General features: G+C 59.5%; 22 protein-coding genes. 14 read left to right on the forward strand and 8 right to left on the reverse strand.

From position 1 onward, the window contains the following. The first annotated feature begins 277 nt into the window (after positions 1-277). The 8 genes from KGB07_RS10610 to trpE all read left to right on the forward strand — a co-directional run bounded on the left by KGB07_RS10610 (position 278) and on the right by trpE (position 9,324). Positions 278-1,402, forward strand: coding sequence for an ABC transporter ATP-binding protein (locus KGB07_RS10610; RefSeq protein WP_046039490.1), 1,125 nt, complete (start codon positions 278-280; stop codon positions 1,400-1,402). Between the two features lie 48 nt (positions 1,403-1,450). Further along, the gene (locus KGB07_RS10615) at positions 1,451-2,494 is read left to right on the forward strand and encodes an ABC transporter substrate-binding protein (RefSeq protein ID WP_223465336.1); all 1,044 of its coding nucleotides are present in this window, start codon (positions 1,451-1,453) and stop codon (positions 2,492-2,494) included. Positions 2,495-2,720: 226 nt separating this feature from the next. Beyond that, positions 2,721-3,968, forward strand: coding sequence for an ABC transporter permease (locus KGB07_RS10620; RefSeq protein WP_223465338.1), 1,248 nt, complete (start codon positions 2,721-2,723; stop codon positions 3,966-3,968). A gap of 12 nt (positions 3,969-3,980) precedes the next feature. After that, on the forward strand, positions 3,981-4,805 hold the full coding sequence (locus tag KGB07_RS10625; protein WP_046039496.1) for an ABC transporter permease: 825 nt from the start codon (positions 3,981-3,983) through the stop codon (positions 4,803-4,805). A gap of 214 nt (positions 4,806-5,019) precedes the next feature. Beyond that, complete coding sequence (locus KGB07_RS10630) at positions 5,020-6,168, forward strand: iron-containing alcohol dehydrogenase (protein ID WP_046039498.1); 1,149 nt, start codon at positions 5,020-5,022, stop codon at positions 6,166-6,168. Between the two features lie 115 nt (positions 6,169-6,283). Then, positions 6,284-6,958, forward strand: a complete 675-nt coding sequence (gene rpe / locus KGB07_RS10635; RefSeq protein ID WP_046039500.1) for a ribulose-phosphate 3-epimerase — start codon at positions 6,284-6,286, stop codon at positions 6,956-6,958. After that, positions 6,955-7,773 (forward strand): phosphoglycolate phosphatase, encoded by an 819-nt coding sequence (locus KGB07_RS10640; RefSeq protein ID WP_046039502.1) that lies wholly within the window; start codon positions 6,955-6,957, stop codon positions 7,771-7,773. The genes rpe and KGB07_RS10640 overlap by 4 nt, the downstream gene beginning before the upstream one ends. Positions 7,774-7,842: 69 nt before the next feature. Then, entirely contained in the window at positions 7,843-9,324 is a 1,482-nt protein-coding gene (trpE, locus tag KGB07_RS10645; protein WP_223465340.1) for an anthranilate synthase component I, read from the forward strand. Between the two features lie 75 nt (positions 9,325-9,399). Here trpE and estP read toward each other — a convergent pair whose 3' ends face one another. Beyond that, on the reverse strand, positions 9,400-11,310 hold the full coding sequence (gene estP / locus KGB07_RS10650) for an esterase EstP (RefSeq protein ID WP_046039504.1): 1,911 nt from the start codon (positions 11,308-11,310) through the stop codon (positions 9,400-9,402). Between the two features lie 408 nt (positions 11,311-11,718). Here estP and KGB07_RS10655 point away from each other — a divergent pair, with 408 nt between their 5' ends. The 4 genes from KGB07_RS10655 to KGB07_RS10670 all read left to right on the forward strand — a co-directional run bounded on the left by KGB07_RS10655 (position 11,719) and on the right by KGB07_RS10670 (position 15,005). After that, a complete protein-coding gene (locus tag KGB07_RS10655) occupies positions 11,719-12,312 on the forward strand; it encodes an aminodeoxychorismate/anthranilate synthase component II (protein ID WP_007906885.1) in 594 nt (197 codons plus the stop codon). A 9-nt stretch (positions 12,313-12,321) separates the two neighbouring features. Next, positions 12,322-13,371, forward strand: coding sequence for an anthranilate phosphoribosyltransferase (trpD, locus tag KGB07_RS10660; RefSeq protein WP_046039507.1), 1,050 nt, complete (start codon positions 12,322-12,324; stop codon positions 13,369-13,371). After that, entirely contained in the window at positions 13,368-14,204 is an 837-nt protein-coding gene (trpC, locus tag KGB07_RS10665) for an indole-3-glycerol phosphate synthase TrpC (RefSeq protein ID WP_223465342.1), read from the forward strand. Before trpD ends, trpC begins: the two co-directional genes overlap by 4 nt. Positions 14,205-14,303: 99 nt before the next feature. Next, the gene (locus KGB07_RS10670; RefSeq protein ID WP_046039510.1) at positions 14,304-15,005 is read left to right on the forward strand and encodes a biotin/lipoate A/B protein ligase family protein; all 702 of its coding nucleotides are present in this window, start codon (positions 14,304-14,306) and stop codon (positions 15,003-15,005) included. 10 nt (positions 15,006-15,015) lie between these two features. Here the strand turns inward: KGB07_RS10670 and crp are convergent, their stop codons facing one another. After that, positions 15,016-15,660, reverse strand: a complete 645-nt coding sequence (gene crp / locus KGB07_RS10675; RefSeq protein ID WP_046039511.1) for a cAMP-activated global transcriptional regulator CRP — start codon at positions 15,658-15,660, stop codon at positions 15,016-15,018. Between the two features lie 228 nt (positions 15,661-15,888). Here crp and KGB07_RS10680 point away from each other — a divergent pair, with 228 nt between their 5' ends. Together KGB07_RS10680 and speD are read left to right on the forward strand one after the other, a co-directional pair. After that, positions 15,889-16,311 (forward strand): OsmC family protein, encoded by a 423-nt coding sequence (locus KGB07_RS10680; protein ID WP_223465344.1) that lies wholly within the window; start codon positions 15,889-15,891, stop codon positions 16,309-16,311. Between the two features lie 239 nt (positions 16,312-16,550). Next, positions 16,551-17,342 (forward strand): adenosylmethionine decarboxylase, encoded by a 792-nt coding sequence (gene speD, locus KGB07_RS10685; protein ID WP_007986012.1) that lies wholly within the window; start codon positions 16,551-16,553, stop codon positions 17,340-17,342. Positions 17,343-17,459: 117 nt separating this feature from the next. Here speD and coq7 read toward each other — a convergent pair whose 3' ends face one another. From coq7 to hemJ, 6 genes are all read right to left on the reverse strand, one after another. Continuing rightward, complete coding sequence (coq7, locus tag KGB07_RS10690; protein WP_223465346.1) at positions 17,460-18,107, reverse strand: 2-polyprenyl-3-methyl-6-methoxy-1,4-benzoquinone monooxygenase; 648 nt, start codon at positions 18,105-18,107, stop codon at positions 17,460-17,462. A 149-nt stretch (positions 18,108-18,256) separates the two neighbouring features. Then, on the reverse strand, positions 18,257-18,595 hold the full coding sequence (locus tag KGB07_RS10695) for a histidine triad nucleotide-binding protein (RefSeq protein WP_046039514.1): 339 nt from the start codon (positions 18,593-18,595) through the stop codon (positions 18,257-18,259). 80 nt (positions 18,596-18,675) lie between these two features. Further along, positions 18,676-19,464, reverse strand: coding sequence for an SDR family NAD(P)-dependent oxidoreductase (locus KGB07_RS10700; RefSeq protein WP_223465348.1), 789 nt, complete (start codon positions 19,462-19,464; stop codon positions 18,676-18,678). A 61-nt stretch (positions 19,465-19,525) separates the two neighbouring features. After that, a complete protein-coding gene (locus KGB07_RS10705) occupies positions 19,526-20,491 on the reverse strand; it encodes a DUF805 domain-containing protein (RefSeq protein WP_046039516.1) in 966 nt (321 codons plus the stop codon). Positions 20,492-20,584: 93 nt separating this feature from the next. Next, entirely contained in the window at positions 20,585-21,553 is a 969-nt protein-coding gene (locus KGB07_RS10710) for an NAD(P)H-dependent flavin oxidoreductase (protein ID WP_223465350.1), read from the reverse strand. A 33-nt stretch (positions 21,554-21,586) separates the two neighbouring features. After that, positions 21,587-22,015: a protoporphyrinogen oxidase HemJ gene (hemJ, locus tag KGB07_RS10715; RefSeq protein ID WP_046039521.1), complete on the reverse strand. Its 429-nt coding sequence runs from the start codon at positions 22,013-22,015 to the stop codon at positions 21,587-21,589. Positions 22,016-22,218: the final 203 nt, after the last annotated feature.

Below are 22,218 nucleotides of genomic sequence, written 5' to 3' on the forward strand. Positions count from 1 at the left end.
ACAAGACGCCATCGCGAGCAGGCTCACTCCTACAAGGGATCTCCGTCTGGTTTGGGATGGCAGGCATATCCAATAGCGACAGCCGTTTTGCTCGCTTTTGTGGCTTGCAGCTCGACACTTGTAGCAGCCTTATCCATTTGCGCCATCCTTGTAGGGCAATCCCTACCCCCAACCTTCCATCCGGCTGAGGCCAATCTCTCTTGCGCCCCGATTTGCGCGGTCCCCAGCGTCCACTAGGCTTAGTCCCACAGCAGTCATCAATAACAAAGGTGTGGGTATGAGCCAGGTCGATTCAAGCGCAGGGGCCAATGATGTTCTGGTCAGCTTTCGTGGAGTGCAGAAGAGCTACGACGGCGAGAACCTGATCGTCAAGGACCTCAACCTGGACATTCGCAAAGGCGAATTCCTCACGTTGCTCGGGCCGTCCGGCTCCGGCAAGACCACCAGCCTTATGATGCTCGCCGGCTTCGAAACGCCGACCGCGGGCGAAATCCTGTTGGCCGGGCGCGCCATCAACAACGTGCCGCCGCACAAGCGCGACATCGGCATGGTGTTCCAGAACTACGCATTGTTCCCGCACATGACGGTGGCCGAGAACCTGGCGTTCCCGCTGACCGTACGCGGCATGAACAAGAGCGACGTCAGTGCCCGGGTCAAGCGCGTGTTGAGCATGGTCCAGCTCGATGCCTTCGCCCAGCGCTACCCGGCGCAGCTTTCCGGCGGTCAGCAACAGCGTGTGGCATTGGCCCGCGCGCTGGTGTTCGAGCCGCAACTGGTGCTGATGGACGAACCCCTCGGCGCACTCGACAAACAACTGCGTGAACACATGCAGATGGAAATCAAGCACCTGCACCAGCGTCTGGGCGTCACCGTGGTCTACGTGACCCACGATCAGGGCGAAGCCTTGACCATGTCCGACCGTGTGGCGGTGTTCCATCAGGGCGAAATCCAGCAGATCGCGCCACCGCGCACCCTCTACGAAGAGCCGAAAAACACCTTCGTCGCCAACTTCATCGGTGAGAACAACCGCCTCAATGGCCGACTGCACAGCCAAACCGGCGACCGTTGCATTGTGGAGCTCGGGCGCGGTGAGAAGGTTGAAGCCTTGGCGGTCAACGTCGGCCAGACCGGCGAGCCGGTGACCCTGTCCATTCGTCCGGAGCGAGTGAGCCTCAATGGCTCCAGCGACCAATGCGTCAACCGCTTCTCCGGGCGAGTCGAGGAATTCATCTATCTGGGCGACCACGTCCGGGTTCGCATGGAAGTCTGCGGCAAGACCGACTTCTTCGTGAAACAGCCGATTGCCGAGCTTGATCCCTCGCTCGCCGTCGGCGACGTGGTACCGCTTGGCTGGCAGGTCGAGCACGTTCGCGCACTCGATCCTCTTTTAGAGGCGCATTGATCGCCCCGGCAACACCAACACCAACCCTGCACGTGGAGAGAACAATAAATGTTGAGATCCCTGAAATTCACCGCTTTGGCACTGGGCATGATGGGCGCGGCACACGCAATGGCGGCCGGCCCGGACCTGACCGTGGTGTCCTTTGGCGGCGCGAACAAGGCAGCTCAGGTCAAAGCCTTCTACGCACCGTGGGAAGCGGCAGGCAACGGCAAGATCGTGGCCGGCGAGTACAACGGCGAAATGGCCAAGGTCAAGGCCATGGTCGACACCAAGAGCGTGTCCTGGGATCTGGTAGAGGTTGAATCGCCGGAGCTGTCCCGTGGTTGCGACGAAGACATGTTCGAGCAGCTTGATCCTAAGTTGTTCGGCAAGACCGAAGACTACGTCAAGGGCGCGATCCAGCCTTGCGGCGTGGGTTTCTTCGTATGGTCGACCGTGCTGGCCTACAACGCCGACAAACTGAAAAGCGCACCGACCAGCTGGGTGGATTTCTGGGACACCAAGCAGTTCCCGGGCAAGCGTGGCCTGCGTAAAGGCGCCAAGTACACCCTGGAATTCGCACTGATGGCCGACGGCGTTGCGCCGAAGGACGTCTACAAAGTGCTGGCCGGCAAGGACGGTCAGGACCGCGCGTTCAAGAAGCTCGATGAGCTCAAGCCAAACATCCAGTGGTGGGAAGCTGGCGCACAACCGCCGCAATACCTCGCTTCCGGTGACGTGGTCATGAGCTCGGCCTACAACGGTCGTATCGCTGCCGTGCAGAAAGAAAGCAACCTGAAAGTCGTGTGGAACGGCGGCATCTACGACTTCGACGCATGGGCCATTCCAAAAGGTCTGGATGCCAAGCGCGCTGAAGCGGCGAAGAAGTTCATCGCCTACTCGGTGATGCCACAGCAGCAGAAGACCTATTCGGAAAACATCGCCTACGGCCCGGCCAACACCCAGGCCGTACCGCTGCTGGGCAAGGATGTCCTGAAAGACATGCCGACCACCCCGGAAAACATCGCCAACCAGGTGCAGATCGATGTCAGCTTCTGGGCTGACAACGGCGAGCAACTGGAACAGCGCTTCAACGCCTGGGCTGCGAAGTAAGCACAAGCCAATGTGGGCGCGGTTTTTTGTGGCGAGGGAGCTTGCTCCCGCTTGAGTGCGCAGCACTCACAAAATTGGCAATTGCCAACAGAATTTTGGGGCCGCTTCGCAGCCCAGCGCGAGCAAGCTCGCTCGCCACATAAATCGCTCCCACTGGTTGCGGTGTTTCAACACAACAGGGGCGGTTCGCCGCCTCTGTAACGATCAAAGATTCCCGGAGTACGTCATGGCTATCGCCGTTCCCCTGAACGAGGGCACCAGCCCCACCTTGAAGCAGCGGCTCAAGCACGCCGAGCGGGTCAACCGCTGGAAGGCCCAGGCGTTGATCGCGCCGCTGGTGCTGTTTCTGTTGCTGGTGTTCCTGGTGCCGATCGTGGCGCTGCTCTACAAAAGCGTTGGCAACCCGGAAGTGGTCGGCGGCATGTCGCGCACCGTGACCGCCATCGCCAGTTGGGACGGCCGCGGCCTGCCCGCTGAACCGGTTTATAAAGCAGCGGCCGAAGACCTCGCCGAGGCTCGCAAGAATCAGACCCTGGGTGATCTGTCCAAGCGCCTGAACATGGAACTGGCCGGCTACCGCAGCCTGCTGACCAAAACCGCCCGCGCCTTGCCGCTCGCCACTGAGCCGGCTTCTTATAAAGAAGCACTGGAAGGCCTCGATGAGCGTTGGGGTGACCCGGCCTACTGGCAAGCGGTACGCCGCAACACCAGCAGCATTACCCCGTATTACCTGCTGGCGGCTGTCGATCATCGCATCGACGACCTCGGCGAAGTCGCCCCGGCCACCCCGGATCAGGCGATCTACCTCGACATCTTCGCCCGCACCTTCTGGATGGGTCTGGTCATCACCGTGATCTGCCTGGTGCTGGCGTATCCACTGGCTTACCTGCTGGCCAACCTGCCGTCGCGCCAGAGCAACTTGCTGATGATTCTGGTGCTGTTGCCGTTCTGGACGTCGATTCTGGTTCGAGTCGCGGCGTGGATCGTTTTGCTGCAATCGGGTGGCCTGATCAACAGCGGCCTGATGGCCATGGGCATCATCGATAAGCCGATCGAGTTGGTGTTCAACCGCGTCGGTGTCTATATCTCGATGGTGCATATCCTGCTGCCGTTCATGATCCTGCCGATCTACAGCGTGATGAAAGGCATCTCGCCGACCTATATGCGCGCTGCGATTTCCCTCGGCTGCCATCCGTTCGCCAGTTTCTGGCGGGTGTACTTCCCGCAGACCTATGCCGGTGTAGGCGCCGGTTGCCTGTTGGTGTTCATCCTCGCCATCGGCTACTACATCACCCCGGCATTGCTGGGCAGCCCGAACGACCAGATGGTCAGCTACTTCGTCGCCTTCTACACCAACACCAGCATCAACTGGGGCATGGCGACCGCACTCGGTGGGCTGCTGTTGCTCGCGACGGTCGTGCTTTATCTGATTTACAGCTGGCTGGTGGGCGCAAGCCGCCTGCGCCTGAGCTAAGGGGAGAACGAAATGCTGAGTCCTTATATGTCGCCCATCGAACGGGTGTGGTTCTACAGCTTGCGGATTCTCTGCGGCTTGATTCTGTTGTTCCTGATCCTGCCGGTGCTGGTGATCATTCCGCTGTCGTTCAACTCGGGGAGTTTTCTGGTCTATCCGCTGCAAGGCTTTTCGCTGCACTGGTACCAGGATTTCTTTGCCTCGGCGGAATGGATGCGTTCGTTGAAGAACAGCATCATCGTGGCCCCGGCAGCGACGGTACTGGCGATGATCTTCGGCACGCTGGCGGCGATCGGCCTGACCCGAGGCGATTTCCCGGGCAAGCCGCTGGTGATGGCGCTAGTGATTTCGCCGATGGTGGTGCCGGTGGTGATCATTGGTGTGGCCAGTTACCTGACCTTCGCTCCACTGGGATTTGGCAACAGCTATACCTCGCTGATCGTCGTGCATGCCGTGCTCGGTGTCCCGTTTGTGATCATCACAGTGTCGGCGACCTTGCAGGGGTTCAACCAGAACCTGGTACGGGCTGCGGCAAGCCTGGGCGCTTCGCCGCTGACCACGTTCCGCCGGGTGACCTTGCCACTGATTGCGCCGGGCGTGATCTCCGGGGCGCTGTTTGCCTTTGCGACTTCGTTCGATGAAGTGGTGGTGACGCTGTTCCTTGCCGGCCCCGAACAAGCGACCCTGCCACGGCAGATGTTCAGCGGTATCCGCGAAAACCTCAGCCCGACCATCGCCGCCGCCGCGACGCTGCTGATTGCCTTCTCGGTGATCCTGCTGCTGACCCTGGAATGGCTTCGTGGGCGTAGCGAGAAACTGCGTACTGCGCAGGTTTAAGTCTCCACACCAATCAACTGTAGGAGCGAGCCTGCTCGCGATAGCGGACGTTCAGTCGACATCCATAGTGACTGTCAGTCCGTCTTCGCGAGCAGGCTCGCTCCTACATTGGATCTCTAGTGTCTGTTTGGTCATTCACGACCTGAATGGCAGACAAAGCCCAATCCCCAGCTACTATTGTGCCCAGCTCCCCTACCTATAAGAGGCTGCGCACATGAGTCTTTCCTCTTTCAAAATCGCTCACAAACTGATCACCGGCGCAGGTGCCATCGAGCAGCTGTCTGCCGAGCTGACACGCCTGGATATCGACAACCCGCTGATCGTCACTGATGCCGCCCTGGTCAAGTCCGGCACGGTTGAACTGGCACTGGCGCAGCTGGGCGAACGCAGTTACGAGATTTTCGACCGGGTGTTGCCGGACCCGGAAATCGCCATCGTCGAAGATTGCATGCAGGCCTATCGCGACGGTGGGCATGACGGCTTGATCGGCCTCGGCGGCGGCAGTGCCATCGACATTGCCAAGAGCGTGGCGGCCTACGCCGGGTACCACGGTGCGCTGGAGGATCTGTTCGGTATCGATCAGGTCCCGCGCAAAGGCCCGCCGTTGATCGCCATTCCGACCACCGCCGGCACCGGCTCGGAAGTGACCAACGTCGCCATCCTTTCCGACAAGGTCGCGCAACTGAAGAAGGGCATTGTCAGCGACTACCTGTTGCCGGATGTGGCGCTGGTCAGTCCGCAAATGACCCTGACCTGTCCGCGCAGCGTCACGGCGGCCAGCGGCGTCGATGCGCTGGTGCATGCCATCGAATCCTATCTGTCGGTCAACGCCTCGCCGATTACCGATGCCCTGGCCATCGGCGCCATCAAGTTGATCGCCAAGGCGTTGCCCAAGGCCTACGCCAACCCGTCGAACCTGCAAGCCCGGGAGGATATGGCCACTGCCAGCCTGATGGCCGGCATGGCGTTCGGCAATGCCGGGGTTGGCGCGGTGCATGCGCTGGCGTATCCGCTGGGCGGGCGCTTCAACATTGCCCATGGGGTCAGTAATGCCTTGCTACTGCCCCATGTCATGACCTGGAACAAGATGGCCTGCATCGAACGCATGCAGGATATCGCCGAGGCCATGGGCGTGAAGACCGCTCACTTGAGCATCAACGAAGCGGCCGATAAAGCCGTGCAAGCCATGACCGAACTGTGTGCCGCGGTGGAAATTCCCCAGGGGCTGCGCAGTTTCGGTGTACCCGAGGACGCCATCCCGTCCATGGCCGTGGAAGCGGCGGGGATCGAGCGCTTGATGCGCAACAATCCTCGTAAGTTGAGTGCCGTCGATATCGAAAAGATCTATCGCGCGGCGTACTAGGGGCCTTGCCGTCGATGGATGATGGCAAGGTCCAATCATCGCGCTCACGGTGCGCGCGTCAAAGCATGAGGTATACAATGCGCGCCATCGTGATTCTGCTCAGAAAAGGTGCGTCATGCAGCCCTTCGTAATTGCTCCGTCGATTCTCTCCGCCGACTTCGCCCGCCTGGGTGAAGAAGTGGACAACGTCCTGGCCGCCGGCGCCGACTTCGTGCACTTCGATGTCATGGACAATCACTACGTGCCCAACCTGACCATCGGCCCGATGGTCTGCTCGGCGCTGCGCAAGTACGGCGTGACCGCGCCGATCGACGCGCACCTGATGGTCAGCCCGGTGGACCGTATCGTCGGCGACTTCATCGAAGCCGGCGCGACCTACATCACCTTCCACCCGGAAGCCTCCCAACACGTCGACCGCTCCCTGCAACTGATCCGCGACGGCGGCTGCAAGTCGGGCCTGGTGTTCAATCCGGCGACCCCGCTGGATGTGCTCAAGCACGTCATGGACAAGGTCGACATGATCCTGTTGATGAGCGTCAACCCGGGCTTCGGCGGGCAGAAGTTCATCCCCGGCACCCTCGACAAGCTGCGTGAAGTGCGGGCGCTGATCGATGCGTCGGGCCGTGACATTCGCCTGGAAATCGACGGTGGCGTGAACGTGAACAACATTCGCGAAATCGCTGCGGCTGGCGCTGACACCTTCGTCGCCGGCTCGGCCATCTTCAATGCGCCGAACTATCAGGAAGTCATCGACAAGATGCGTTCCGAACTGGCGCTGGCTCGCCCATGAGTGGATTTGAGCAGTTGTTCCCGGGGCAACTGCCGCGGCTGGTGATGTTCGATCTGGACGGTACCTTGATCGACTCGGTCCCGGACCTGGCAGTGGCTGTGGACAAGATGCTGCTCAAACTCGGTCGTAAGCCCGCGGGCCTGGACGCGGTACGCGAATGGGTCGGCAACGGCGCGCCGGTGCTGGTGCGCCGTGCGCTGGCTGGCGCTATCGATCATTCGGCGGTCGATGACCACGAGGCCGAACGGGCGCTGGAGCATTTCATGCAGGCTTATGGCGAGAGCCATGAGTTGACCGTGGTTTACCCCGGCGTACGCGACACCCTCAAATGGCTGCAAAAGCAGGGCGTCGAGATGGCGCTGATCACCAACAAGCCGGAGCGTTTCGTCGCGCCGCTGCTGGATCAGATGAAAATCGGCCGTTATTTCCGCTGGATCATCGGCGGCGACACCCTGCCACAGAAAAAGCCCGATCCGGCCGCGCTGTTTTTCGTGATGAAAATGGCCAACATTCCGGCTTCGCAGTCGTTGTTTGTCGGCGATTCGCGCAGCGATGTGCTGGCGGCGAAAGCGGCGGGGGTCAAGTGCGTGGCCCTGAGCTACGGCTATAACCACGGTCGGCCGATCGCGGAAGAATCTCCGGCACTGGTGATCGACGATCTGCGCAAACTAATTCCCGGTTGCCTGGATCCGGCCGCTGAGATAACGTTGGCCGACGCTGTCAAACCCCCTTCTGGAAACGCCATTGTGGTGGTCACTCGCAAACTCTGGATGAAAGTCATCAAGGCCCTGGCCCGCTGGCGTTGGCGCGCCTGACTTGATCCTGGCCGGTTTCCGGCGCGTTTGCATACCTGACTGTTCGACCCTCAAGCCACGAGGCACCTCATGATCCGCGAAGAATTCCTGCGTTTGGCCGCTGCCGGCTACAACCGCATCCCGCTTGCCTGCGAAACCCTGGCCGATTTCGACACGCCGTTGTCGATCTACCTGAAGCTGGCCGACGAGCCCAATTCCTACTTGCTGGAGTCCGTACAGGGTGGCGAGAAGTGGGGCCGTTACTCGATCATCGGCCTGCCGTGCCGCACCGTGATGCGGGTTCACGATCATCACGTCAGCGTGACCGTCGATGGCGTCGAAACCGAAAGCCACGACGTGGAAGACCCGCTGGCCTTTGTCGAAGCCTTCAAGGCGCGCTACAACGTGCCGACCATTGCCGGCCTGCCGCGCTTCAACGGCGGCCTGGTGGGTTACTTCGGCTATGACTGCGTGCGTTATGTCGAGAAGCGCTTGGGCAAATGCCCGAACCCGGACCCGCTGGGCGTACCGGACATTCTGCTGATGGTGTCGGACGCCGTGGTGGTGTTCGATAACCTGGCCGGCAAGATGCACGCCATCGTTCTGGCCGACCCGGCGCAGGAAGACGCCTTTGAACAAGGTCGCGCGCGCCTGGAAGAGCTGCTGGAAAAACTCCGTCAGCCGATCACTCCACGCCGTGGCCTGGACTTCAGCAAGCAGCAATCGGCTGACCCGGTATTCCGCTCCAGCTTCACCCAGGACGATTACGAAAAAGCCGTCGACACCATCAAGGAATACATCCTGGCCGGTGACTGCATGCAGGTCGTGCCGTCCCAGCGCATGTCGATCGACTTCAAGGCAGCCCCCATCGATCTGTATCGCGCGCTGCGCTGCTTCAACCCGACGCCTTACATGTACTTCTTCAACTTCGGCGACTTCCACGTCGTCGGCAGTTCGCCGGAAGTACTGGTGCGGGTGGAGGACAACCTGATCACCGTGCGCCCGATTGCCGGTACCCGTCCGCGGGGCGCCAACGAAGAGGCTGACCTGGCGCTGGAAAAAGACCTGCTGTCGGACGACAAGGAAATCGCCGAACACTTGATGCTGATCGACCTCGGCCGCAACGACACCGGTCGCGTTTCGGAAATCGGCTCGGTGAAGCTCACCGAGAAGATGGTGATCGAGCGTTACTCCAACGTGATGCACATTGTGTCCAACGTCACCGGGCAACTGAAAGCAGGGCTGACGGCGATGGATGCACTGCGGGCGATTCTGCCGGCGGGCACCTTGTCCGGCGCGCCGAAGATCCGCGCGATGGAAATCATCGACGAACTGGAGCCGGTCAAGCGTGGCGTCTACGGCGGTGCAGTCGGTTACTTCGCCTGGAACGGCAACATGGACACCGCCATTGCGATCCGCACGGCGGTGATCAAGAACGGCGAGCTGCATGTGCAGGCCGGTGGTGGCATCGTTGCCGACTCGGTGCCGGCGCTGGAATGGGAAGAAACCCTGAACAAGCGCCGCGCGATGTTCCGCGCCGTTGCCCTGGCTGAACAGACCCCGGAAAACTGAGTTCACCACAAAGACCTCACCACCATAAAAAAACGCGGCGCCTGTGAGGGCGCCGCGTTTTTTATTGGCTGCACATCAGAAGTCCAGCGCAACACCTACGTTGATGCCCTGTTGGGTGAAGTCATCGTCCTTGCGGATGTTGTAGCTGGCGCGCAGTGCCAGGTCCTTGGTGAGGTTGTGGCTCACACCCAGGTTCACTCGTTGCAAGTGACTTTGCGGGGTGTAGCCTTCCAGCGTGAACTGGTTGTTTGGCAGGGTATTGAGGTTGATGTCCACGTCCTGGGTATCGTCGTTGTACTCGCGCTCGATTGCCGCTTCGCCGAAAACCTGGGTTTGTGGGGTGATCTGGTATTTGCCCTGCAGGCCAGCGCCCAGGCGCCGGGAAATACGCTCCTGATCGGCGAAGGTCAGCGCCGTGGAATTGTTGCCGTCCTCCGAGTAACCATCGACTTGCACCTTGGAGAAGTCGGCGCTGACAAACGGCGACAGGTGCCAGGGGCTGCTGGCTTGTTGCGCAATGTCGTAACCCACGCGTGCGCTGAAGGCTTCGACGTAGCCGCTTGTATCACCTTTTTCGCCGCGTTCGTTGGCGCCCAGCTGGAATTTACGCTTGAGGCTGTCGTAATCCAGATGCCCGGCCGTCAACGCCGCATCAGCCCACACACGATTTTGCTGGTACTGGGCGAAAGCCGTGCCCAGGTAAGTGTTGAGCTTGTAGTCGGAGTCGTTGTTGCCGGCCTCGAGTTTCTGGTTGTAGAAACCGGCCACCAGACCAACACGCCAGGCGTCATCGAGACGATAGCTGCCACCGATGTTCAGGTTGGCGCCGTTGCCGTCGGCGCTTGCCACGCTGTCCTGACCGTCAAAGTCCTGATGCTGTCCGCCGCCGGAAACAATGGCTCGCCATTGGCCGACGCCTTGCCAGTTTTCCCAATCGGCCAGCCACTGGTTGCGCAATTCATCCTGATGCGCGCGCACGGTGCCCTGGGCCATTTCCGGCAGCAAGGTCAGCTCCCATGGCGCCGCCAGCAGGGAGTAGGCGTAATCGGCAATCAGGCGCTGCCCGGCTTCGGTGGGGTGCACCGAGTCGTTGTAGATCAGCTTGGTCGGGTCCGGCGTCGCGCTGTTGATGCCGTAGCGGGCGTTCTCGGTGCAACCGTTGCCGCTGAAGCAGGTGGTGATGAGGTTCTGGTCGGTGGCCAGGCCAAACTGTGCCGGGTTGGCGAACGTCTCTTTGAGCAGTACCGGAATGTTGAGCGGGATGACTTCGGCATTGATGTTTTGCAGTCGGCTTACCAGTTCAGTGTTGAACTGGGCGCTGAGTTGGGACGTGAACGCTTGCAGCGGGGTGCCGTTGAACGCCGGGGTAAAGCCGATATCGGGCAGCAACCAGACCATGACGTATTTGGCGCCGGCGGTTTGCAGCGTCTGCACGCTGTCGGCCAGGCGGTCGGCGGCGGCACTGGCCTGGGGCAGGCTGGTCACGCGACCTTGCAGGAAGTCATTACCGCCACCCGACAGGTAATACAGTGCATTCGGGTCGGCACGGAAGTTATTGGATGGAAGATAGCCGGCCCGGGTGCGCTCGCCAGTGGCGGAGGTGCTGGTAATCGAATCAAGAATCTGGTCGGTACGGTAGCCGCCTACAGCCCAGTTGTTACCATCAGGCAGGCCTTCGTTGGCGCGAACGGCTGAAGCAGAGGATGCCGTTTGGTCCGGTGAAAACCCCAGTTTCCCACCCAGGATCTGTGTGGAGTTGAGAGAGCGGACTTCGCCGCTGCCATCCAGGTACACCGGCCCCGTCCGGTTGGTGAAGCGCTGTGTCGCCCCGGCAGGCCCGCCCGTGTCGGCAAAGGTCCCAGCGTCGTTAAGGCTGTCCCCGAAGACAATGAAACTTGTATAAGGATTAGGTGCGGCGTTCGCCTGGGCGCATGCCATCGCGAGCAAGCATCCTGCGAGCGGTACAAACAACGACTGTTTGATCATGAGCAAGTCCGTTTATTTATTGTTTTAGTGAACGAAACGACAGTACCAAAAACTTCCGGCCTTTTGCCATCTGTCGCGAAGCCTTTGATAGTTTCGCGGGCAGTGCCCCCGGCGATATTGCGCGCTCTGCCCAGCTAAGTTACTGTGCCGGGACGTACGAACGAGACCTTCCCCGTGTTGATCATCAGTAAACTCCTGGATCAAGTCATCAAGGCACACGCCCGCTGGCGTTGGCGCGCCTGAATTCTTTTGCCGGCTTCGCCGGACCTGTACCGCTTTGCCTTATTTACCTGTTTGAAATGCCGCTTTGCTGGCGCTACTCCGGCACCTGACAAAGCGCAGCACTCTGCGGGTAAATCATTCGAAGGCCATCTTCAAAGTCAGTGAATTCAAGAGGTTCTATACGCCATGTTGCTGATGATCGATAACTACGACTCCTTTACCTACAACGTTGTGCAATACCTGGGCGAGCTTGGCTCCCAAGTCAAGGTCGTGCGCAACGATGAGCTGACCATCGCTGAAATCGAAGCCCTCAACCCTGAGCGCATTGTTGTATCCCCCGGTCCTTGCACCCCGACCGAGGCCGGCATCTCGATTGAAGCGATCAAGCATTTCGCTGGCAAACTGCCGATTCTAGGTGTCTGCCTCGGCCACCAGTCCATCGGCCAAGCCTTTGGCGGTGATGTTGTGCGCGCCCGCCAAGTGATGCACGGTAAGACTAGCCCGGTATTTCACGAGGACAAGGGTGTCTTCGAAGGCCTGAATCGTCCGCTGACGGTCACGCGCTATCATTCATTGATCGTCAAGCGCGAAACCCTGCCAGATTGCCTGGAGCTGACCGCCTGGACCCAACTCGAAGACGGCTCGGTCGACGAGATCATGGGCCTGCGCCACAAGACTCTGAACATCGAAGGCGTGCAGTTCCACCCTGAGTCGATCCTCACCGAACAGGGCCACGAACTGTTCGCCAACTTCCTCAAACAAACCGGCGGCACGCGCTAAGGACTTTTCATGAATATCAAGACAGCCCTGAGCCGTATCGTCGATCACCTCGACCTCAGCACCGATGAAATGCGCGATGTCATGCGCGAGATCATGACCGGGCAATGCTCGGACGCGCAGATTGGCGCGTTCATGATGGCCATGCGCATGAAGAGCGAAAGCATCGACGAAATCGTCGGTGCGGTGTCGGTGATGCGCGAACTGGCGGACAAGGTCGAACTCAAGACCCTCGACGGTGTGGTCGATGTGGTGGGCACCGGCGGCGACGGCGCCAATATCTTCAACGTGTCGACCGCTTCTGCGTTCGTGGTTGCCGCTGCTGGCTGCACCGTGGCCAAGCACGGCAACCGTGCAGTCTCGGGCAAGAGCGGCAGTGCCGATCTGCTGGAGGCGGCCGGTATCTACCTGAACCTGACGCCGGTTCAGGTGGCACGCTGCATTGACAACGTTGGTATCGGTTTCATGTTTGCCCAGACCCATCACTCTGCGATGAAATACGCCGCCGGCCCGCGCCGGGATCTGGGCTTGCGTACCTTGTTCAACATGCTCGGCCCGCTTACGAATCCGGCCGGTGTGAAACATCAGGTGGTAGGCGTATTTACCCAGGCCTTGTGCCGGCCGCTGGCGGAAGTGTTGCAGCGTCTGGGCAGCAAGCATGTGCTGGTGGTGCATTCGAAGGATGGCCTGGATGAGTTCAGCCTGGCAGCACCGACCTTCGTGGCAGAGCTGAAAAACGACCAGATCACCGAGTATTGGGTCGAGCCGGAAGACCTGGGCATGAAGAGCCAGAGCCTGCATGGCCTGGCCGTGGAAAGCCCGGCGGCTTCCCTGGAGCTGATTCGCGATGCCCTGGGCAAGCGCAAGACCGAAAACGGTCAAAAAGCGGCCGAGATGATCGTGCTCAATGCCGGTGCCGCACTGTACGCGGCCGACCATGCCAGCAGCCTGAAAGAAGGCGTTGCCTTGGCGCACGATGCGTTGCACACCGGCCTCGCTCGAGAAAAGCTTGAGGAACTGGGTGCATTTACCGCGGTATTCAAAGTGGAGAATGAGGGATGAGTGTACCGACGGTTCTGGAAAAGATTCTGGCGCGCAAGGTCGAGGAAGTCGCCGAGCGTAGCGCTCGCGTCAGCCTCGCCGAGCTGGAAAACCTGGCCAAGGCGGCCGATGCACCCCGTGGTTTTGCCAAGGCCTTGCTGGCTCAGGCCAAGTTGAAGCAACCGGCAGTCATTGCTGAAATCAAGAAAGCCTCGCCGAGCAAAGGCGTGATCCGTGAGAACTTCGTTCCCGCCGATATCGCCAGAAGCTACGAGAAGGGCGGCGCGACCTGCCTGTCGGTACTCACCGATATCGATTATTTCCAGGGCGCTGACGCCTACCTGGAGCAGGCCCGTGCGGCATGCAAGTTGCCGGTGATCCGCAAGGACTTCATGATCGATCCGTACCAGATCGTCGAAGCCCGGGCCCTGGGCGCCGATTGCGTGCTGTTGATCGTTTCCGCACTGGATGACGTGAAAATGGCCGAACTGGCAGCCGTGGCCAAAAGCGTCAACCTCGACGTGTTGGTGGAAGTCCATGATGGCGATGAGCTGGAGCGGGCCTTGAAAACCCTCGATACTCCGCTGGTTGGTGTGAACAACCGCAATCTGCACACTTTCGATGTCAGCCTGGAAACCACCCTCGACCTGTTACCGCGCATTCCACGCGATCGTCTGGTCATCACCGAGAGCGGCATTCTCAACCGCGCCGATGTCGAACTGATGGAAATCAGCGACGTCTACGCGTTCCTGGTCGGCGAAGCATTCATGCGCGCCGAAAGCCCGGGTACCGAGTTGCAGCGTCTGTTCTTCCCTGAGCGCGGTATTCCCGTCAGCGGCTCGACCCTCGACTGAATACATCTTCACAGGCAATCCGCTTCCACTGTGGGAGCGGGCTTGCCCGCGAAGAGGCCCGCAAATCCCCTGAAGACCTCTGGTCTGTCGGAGCCTTCCATGTCGCTGCCAACCTCCCTCACCATCGAAGCCGGCCTGCAAGCCGAGCAGGATCTGTTGGCCTCGGTCTGTGCCGGCGACGCGGAGTTCGGCCTGCTGTTCTGGCAGCCGAGCGATCGGGCGCTGGTCATGCCGCGCCGTTTGAATCGCTTGCCGGGTTTCGAGGCTGCATGTGAAGTGTCGGCGGCGGCAGGTTGGCCAGTGCTGCTGCGCGATACCGGCGGCGAGCCGGTTCCACAATCGGCCACAACGATCAACATCGCCCTGGTTTACGCACCACCACGCAGCGAAGGTGATTTGAACCGCATCGAAACCGGTTACCGGCGCCTGTGCGATCCCATCTGCCAGTTGCTGGATGAATTGGGTGGTTCGTCGTCCCTTGGCGAAATCGACGGCGCGTTCTGCGATGGCCGCTTCAACGTCAACCTTGATGGACGCAAGATGGTCGGCACCGCGCAACGCTGGCGCCAGAGCCAAGGTGGTCAGCGACCGGTGGGGTTGGTGCACGGTGCGATGCTGATGGACAACGACCGAGAGTCGATGGTCGCCGCAGTCAATCGTTTCAACGAGGCCTGCGGTCTGGAGCAACGAGTACGCGCCGAAAGCCATATCGCGTTGCATGAGAAGTTCGCGGCGCACGATGCCCTGGCGCGCCTCGACGAACTCTACCGGTTGATGCTGGCGCAGATGTTCAGCGGCTAGGTTTTCGAGCTTATCGCGTACCGAAGACCACCATGGTCTTGCCTTTGACGTCCACCAGGTTGCGCTCCTCCAGATCCTTGAGCACGCGACCGACCATCTCCCGCGAACAACCGACAATCCGCCCGATTTCCTGACGGGTCACCTTGATTTGCATGCCATCGGGGTGCGTCATGGCGTCTGGCTGTTTGCACAGCTCCAGCAGACAGCGGGCGACTCGGCCGGTTACATCAAAGAATGCCAGGTCACCGACCTTGCGCGTGGTGTTGCGCAGGCGTTGTGCGATTTGTCCGCTGAGGACGTAAAGAATGTCCGGATCCTGCTGGGACAACTCGCGGAATTTCGCGTAGCTGATTTCCGCGACTTCGCATTCAACCTTGGCCCGCACCCAAGCGCTGCGCTCCTGCTCCAGGCCGGCTTGCTCAAACAGGCCCAACTCGCCGAAAAAGTCCCCGGCGTTCAGGTAGGAAATGATCATTTCCCGGCCGTCGTCATCTTCGATCAGGATGGTGACTGAGCCTTTGATGATGAAGAACAGCGTTTCCGAGCGGTCGCCGGCACAAATGATGTTGCTCTTGGCCTGATAACGGCGGCGCTGGCAATGCATCAACAGCTTGTCGAGGTTCTTGATCTTGGAGTTGGGGGCAATAGCAACCATGGTTGTATCCCGAAAAAACTGCACGGTATGTTTGGTTTTTATAAAAAGTGAATGCTGGAGTAAAGCTGGCTATGCGCCATAGAATTGGCGTCAGCTTAACAGACACTTCCAGCAATATTCGAGCATTTACCTACAAGGCAGTGGGATATGTCCTAGGACGCCGGGCGCTGTCAATCACGGGGCCTGTGCTAAGCTGGCGACCCTTTTTTATACAGTGGAGTCTTGGCGATGAAGGCACGCATCCAATGGGCTGGCGAAGCCATGTTCCTCGGCGAATCCGGTAGCGGTCATGTCGTGGTCATGGACGGTCCGCCCGATGCCGGCGGACGTAACCTGGGTGTCCGGCCGATGGAAATGCTGCTGCTGGGTGTCGGCGGTTGCAGCAATTTCGATGTGGTCAGCATCCTCAAGAAGTCCCGCCAGTCGGTCGAAAGCTGTGAAGCCTTCCTCGAAGCCGAGCGTGCGACCGAAGATCCAAAGGTGTTCACCAAGATCCACATGCACTTTGTGGTCAAGGGCCGCGGGCTGAAAGAGGCCCAGGTCAAACGCGCCATCGAGCTGTCTGCCGAGAAGTATTGCTCGGCCTCGATCATGCTCGGCGCGGCTGGTGTGGCAATTACCCACGACTACGAGATCATCGAGCTCGGTTGAATCGACATTCAACTATCATAAAAGCTGTGCAGACTCTGGCGATCCCAAGCTGACGTCTGCATAATGCGCCACTTTTTTCAGGGTAGTGGCCCGTCAGCCGACAGGCCGCGCTCCCGAACAGACAACCAAAATCGCCATCGCGAAGAGGTGTTAACCGTCCTACGCAGGTGCGTTGTTCGCATTTGACGGGCATGCTTGATCACGCGGCCGGGCCGCAAACACATAGAGAGTTTTTAACGGTGAAAAGCAAACTCAAGCTCCACGGGTTCAATAACCTGACAAAGACCTTGAGCTTCAACATCTATGACATCTGCTACGCGGAAACCCCGCAAGACCAGCAGGCTTACGTCGAGTACATCAATAAAGAGTACAACGCGAAACGCCTGACGCAGATCCTCACGGAAGTTGTCGATATCATTGGTGCCAACATCCTGAACATTGCCAGTCAGGACTATGAGCCGCAGGGCGCCAGCGTCACGATCCTGATCTCGGAAGAGCCGGTAACCCCGACCGACAGTCAGATCGAAGAGTCTCCGGGCCCGCTGCCCGAAATCATTCTGGCCCACCTCGACAAGAGCCACATCACGGTGCACACCTATCCGGAAATCCATCCGGTCAGTGGTATTGCAACCTTCCGTGTGGACATCGATGTGTCGACTTGCGGGGTCATTTCACCGCTTAAAGCGCTCAACTTCCTGATTCACCAGTTCGATTCGGACATCGTGACCGTGGATTACCGTGTGCGCGGCTTCACCCGTGACGTTGAAGGCAAAAAGCACTTCATCGACCACGAGATCAATTCGATCCAGAACTACCTCTCCGACGACACTTACGACGCGTACCAGATGACCGACGTGAACGTGTACCAGGAAAACCTGTTCCACACCAAGATGCTGCTGAAGAACTTCGAACTGGATAACTACCTGTTCGGCGACGCCACCAGCAACCTGTCCTCTGAGCAACGCGCCCAGGTGACCGAGCGGGTGAAACACGAAATGCTCGAAATCTTCTACGCGCGCAATATGGCGTAAGATTCTCGAACACAAAAAAAGGCGACTCCATCACGGCAGTCGCCTTTTTTATTGTTATCACCGAACCCTGTGGGAGCGAGCCTGCTCGCGAAGAAGCCCGGACCGACAAAGCAACCATCAGATCCGATAAGTACTCTTGGTCATCACCTTGGCCATCAGGCTCATCCCGAACTTCACCGGTGCCGGAAAGCGGAACCCGCCAGCATCCAGCGCACTTTCGGCATGCTGTTCTTCATCGATGCGCATCTGCTCAAGAATCGCCCGGGATTTTTCATCCTCGGCCGGCAATTGCTCCAGATGTTCGTTCAGGTGTTTGCACACCTGGTCTTCCGTCGCCGCAACGAAACCGAGGCTGACTTTGTCGCTGATCAGGCCGGCCACTGCGCCGATCCCGAACGACATGCCATAGAACAGCGGATTGAGGATGCTGGTGTGGCTACCCAGTTGATGAATGCGTTGTTCGCACCAGACCAGGTGATCGATTTCTTCTTCGGCGGCATGTTCCATCGCGGCACGCACTTGCGGCAGTTTGGCGGTCAGCGCCTGTCCTTGGTACAGCGCTTGGGCGCAGACTTCGCCGGTATGGTTGATGCGCATCAGGCCGGCAACGTGGCGCGTGTCTTCGTCGCTCATTTTCGCATCCGGCTGCACGATGGCGGGCGACGGACGGTACGGCTGGCCGCTGAAGGGCATCAGGGTGCGCATCGCGGCATCGGCTTGCAGCAGAAGGCGGTCAATCGGCGAGTAGTGACGTTGGGTAGTCATGCTGACCTCCGAGGGGGATTTCGGCGGCCAGTTTAACCCAATCGGCCGGGGAAGGTTTGCGCTGGGTCATTGTGATGCAGAGGCTGTGACAGTGTTGTGATGCCTTTTGTGGAAGCGGCTGTGCGCCGCTTCCACAGGGTTTGGCGCAATCAGCCCGGCGGCCAGTGCATCTGGCGCTGACCCAGCACGTGCATATGAATGTGGTAGACGGTTTGCCCGCCTTCTTCATTGCAGTTCATGACGACGCGGAAACCTTTTTCACAGCCCAGCTCCAGTGCCAGGCGCTGGGCGGTGAACAGTATGTGCCCGGCCAATGTCTTGTCGTCCTCGGTCAGGTCGTTCAAGGTGCGAACCGGTTTCTTCGGGACCACCAGGAAATGTACCGGTGCCTGTGGGGCAATGTCGTGGAAGGCCAGTACCTGGTCGTCCTCGTAAATGATCTTCGCCGGGATTTCCCGGTTGATGATCTTGGTGAACAGAGTATCCACAGCTGTTTTCTCCGTTGTTTGGGCTGGCCTGAGTGTACTCATGGCGTATGCCAGCGCCCAGCTTTTTACCTTGGGTTGGATCAGCGCGGGCAGTAGGCCTTGTTGACCATGCCGGCGATCGTGCGAGTCAGCCAGCGCGAGCCGAGCCGCGGCAGGACGGCGAACCAGCGGTTGCGCCGCCCGGGAATGATGATCGCTTTATTCTTTTCCAGTGCGCGCACGGTGTAGAGCGCCACTTCCTCGGGGCTCATCAGCAGTTTGCTGTTGGTCAGTTTTTCGCTGTCGAGTTGCGCGGTACGGAAAAACGCCGTTCGGGTCGGCCCGGGGCAGAGCACCGAAACCTTGATCGCACATTTTTTCAGCTCGACGCGCAATCCTTCGGAAAAGTGCAGCACATACGCCTTGCTGGCGTAATAAGTACTCATCCACGGCCCGGGTTGAAACGCCGCTACCGAGGCCACATTCAGAATCTGCCCGCCGCCTTGCAGGGCCATGCTGTTGCCGATGGCGTGGCACAGGCGGGTGAGGGCGAGAATGTTCACTTCGATCAGGTCTTGCTCGGTCATCCAGTCCTGGGCCAGAAACGGGCCGCATGTACCGATACCGGCGCAATTGACCAGCAGATCGATCTGCCGGTCGCCTTCTTCCAGCTCCAGCAGGAATCCGGACAGGCGCAGCGGTTCGCCCAGGTCACAGGCACGGAACAGCACTTCCACGCCGAACCTTTGGGTCAGTTCAATCGCAATACTTTCCAGCTGATCACGTTGTCGGGCCACCAGAATCAGGCTGCGGCCGCGCCGGGCCAGCGCTTCGGCCATTGCCAGGCCGATGCCGCTGGAGGCACCAGTGATCAGAGCGTAACGGGTCATGCAGTTCTCCATCGCAACAGCTCCGCGCCGCGACGCAGGTGTCACGGGCCAGGAGCGCTGTTCATTCTTTCGCAGAGTCTACAGGGGGCTGGGCCTCTTCGGCTGCATCGTCGGTGGAATTTGGCACCGGTTCGACCTCGACGTCGATTTCATCGGTGGTGACCGAACTGCTTTCGTAGCTGCTCTGGGCGGCGCTTTTGTATTCTTCCCGTATCGCCGTGAGACCACCGGCCAGCGTGCCGAACAGAATCAGCGCGATAACGATCAGCCACAGCGAAGACAATACCTTGACCGCGGTACTGTTCGGCGGAGGCGGTGGGCCGTAGCGGTTGGCAGTGTCGTTGCCCGGTACGACCATGATCACGAACGGAAAGAAACTGCCAACGAACGGCACCAGGTTCAGCAACCACAGCCAGCCGGACCAGCCGACATCGTGCAAGCGTTGAACGGTGATCTGGATGCTGACGAAGGCAAATCCGACGAACAGGATCAAGGCCAGCAAGCTGCCCAATATCAGGCCGGCGGTCGAATCCGCGCCGATGATAGCCAGGGCGACCAAGGCAAACACCCCGCAAACGACCAGGAGCACAGTTGACAGCACCAGCGTCCAGGCGAGGTAGCGCAAACGGCCGATACGGCCATCGAAACTGAATGGCTTGAGCGTTGCGAATTCGGCTACGGCTTCGCCGACGGGCGCGCGAGGCGGCGCGTAAGGGGACTGTGGATCTGCCAAAGGCTCCTGGCTGCTGGCCGGAGCATGGTCATGAACGTCGGCGAGGTTCAGTTCGATCGGCGTTTCAGCTTCGATGCGGGCGTCGATACCGGTTTTGCTCAGTGCCTGGAGATAGGTCTGGGCATCGGCTTGCGACAGGTTGCGTTTGAGCGCTACCGGACGCCCGGCGAATAAGCGCTCGATGGCTGTGACATCGCTTTTAAACAAATCGGCAAGATTGAGCTTTGCCGTGGTGATGTCGACACCGGGCAGCAAGGCGCCTTCGAATACGATCTTGAAACGATTTTCGCCCATGTGCGAGGCATCCTTGTCGCGAGAGGTTGAAAGAAGAAGCTTGTGCCTGGGTGAGTGTAGGGCCAGCCGGGCAAGACTGGCCAAGATTTACTGTCAGCGCGGCCAGCGTTTTGGCAGCCGGGCGGCATGCTCCAGGGCCTGGCGGTACTCCGCGTCGAGACGCGTAATCAACTGCTCGACACTCGGCAAGTCTTCGATTTCTCCCACGCCCTGGCCGGCAGACCAAACGGTCTTCCAGGCTTTGGCCTCATCGCTGACGGGTTTGAGCTTGGAACCGAAGTTGATCTCGCCCTTGCCTTGCAAGGCGGCCATGTCGAAACCGGCGGCCTCCAGGCTCTTGCGCATGAAGCTCGCGGGGACACCTGACACGGCTGGAGTATGGATGATGTCTGCCGCTTTGGATGTCAGCAGCATTTCTTTGTAGGCGTCGGGCGCGTGACTTTCGGTCGTGCCGATAAATCGTGTACCAAAGTAGGCCAAATCCGCGCCGAGCAATTGAGCGGCAAGAATTTCGTGGCCGTGGTTCAAGCAGCCGGCCAGCAACAGGGTCTTGTCGAAGAACTGGCGGATCTCGGCAATCAGCGAGAACGGGCTCCAGGTCCCAGCGTGTCCACCGGCGCCAGCAGCCACGGCTATCAATCCATCCACGCCGGCTTCGGCCGCTTTCTCGGCATGACGGCGTGTCGTTACATCATGGAACACCAGGCCGCCGTAGCTGTGCACCGCGTCGACCAGTTCTTTCACGGCGCCGAGGCTGGTAATCACGATCGGCACTTTGTGTTCGACGCAGATCTCCAGATCCGCCTGTAAACGTGGATTGCTGTTATGGACGATCAGGTTCACGGCATAAGGCGCGGGATTTTCCATTGTCGCCAGCCCGGCTTCGATTTCTTCCAGCCAGGCCTTGAAGCCGCTGCTTTCACGCTGGTTCAGCGCCGGGAAGCTGCCGACCACGCCCTGGCGACAACAGGCGAGTACCAATTGCGGATTGGATATCAGGAACATCGGCGCCGCCACCACGGGCAGACGTAAACGTTGTTCGAGCAGAGCGGGCAGCGACATTGGAAGTACCCCGGTGAGTGGTGCCTGTTGGATTTAGAACGGCCGAACGACGACCAGAATTACGATAGCCAGCAATATCAGAACCGGCACTTCATTGAACCAGCGATAAAAGACATGGCTGCGGGTGTTCTCGCCACGGGCAAAACGTTTTACCTGGGCGCCGCACATGTGGTGGTAGCCGATCAGCAACACGACCAAGGTCAGTTTGGCGTGTATCCAGCCACCTTGGCTGAAGATGCCTGGATTGAGGTAGATGAGCCAGCCACCGAAGATCAGCGTGGCGATCATCGCCGGGCCCATGATGCCCCGGTACAGCTTGCGCTCCATGACGCTGAAGCGTTCCTTGCTGATCGTGTCTTCACTTTGTGCGTGATAAACGAACAGGCGCGGCAAATAGAACAGGCCGGCAAACCAGCACACGACGCTGACGATATGAAACGCTTTGAGCCACAGATAGAGCATTTTTGGTTATTCCAGGTTCACGGTAGCCTGAATAGTAGAGAAAGAGTCCCATCTCGGACATAACTGTTCAATTTTGACGGTGTCTTTTGTCGCCATACTGCGTTGCCGCTCCTCGCCATAGCGGGCTATGACTCGTCGCGGCGCCTTGTCTGGCAACAAAATCCACTCGCCAAAACTTGAACGTATGCCCGAGACGGGACTCG

The organism is Pseudomonas sp. GL-RE-26, from assembly GCF_019956275.1.
Taxonomy (GTDB): Bacteria; Pseudomonadota; Gammaproteobacteria; order Pseudomonadales; family Pseudomonadaceae; genus Aquipseudomonas; species Aquipseudomonas grandcourensis.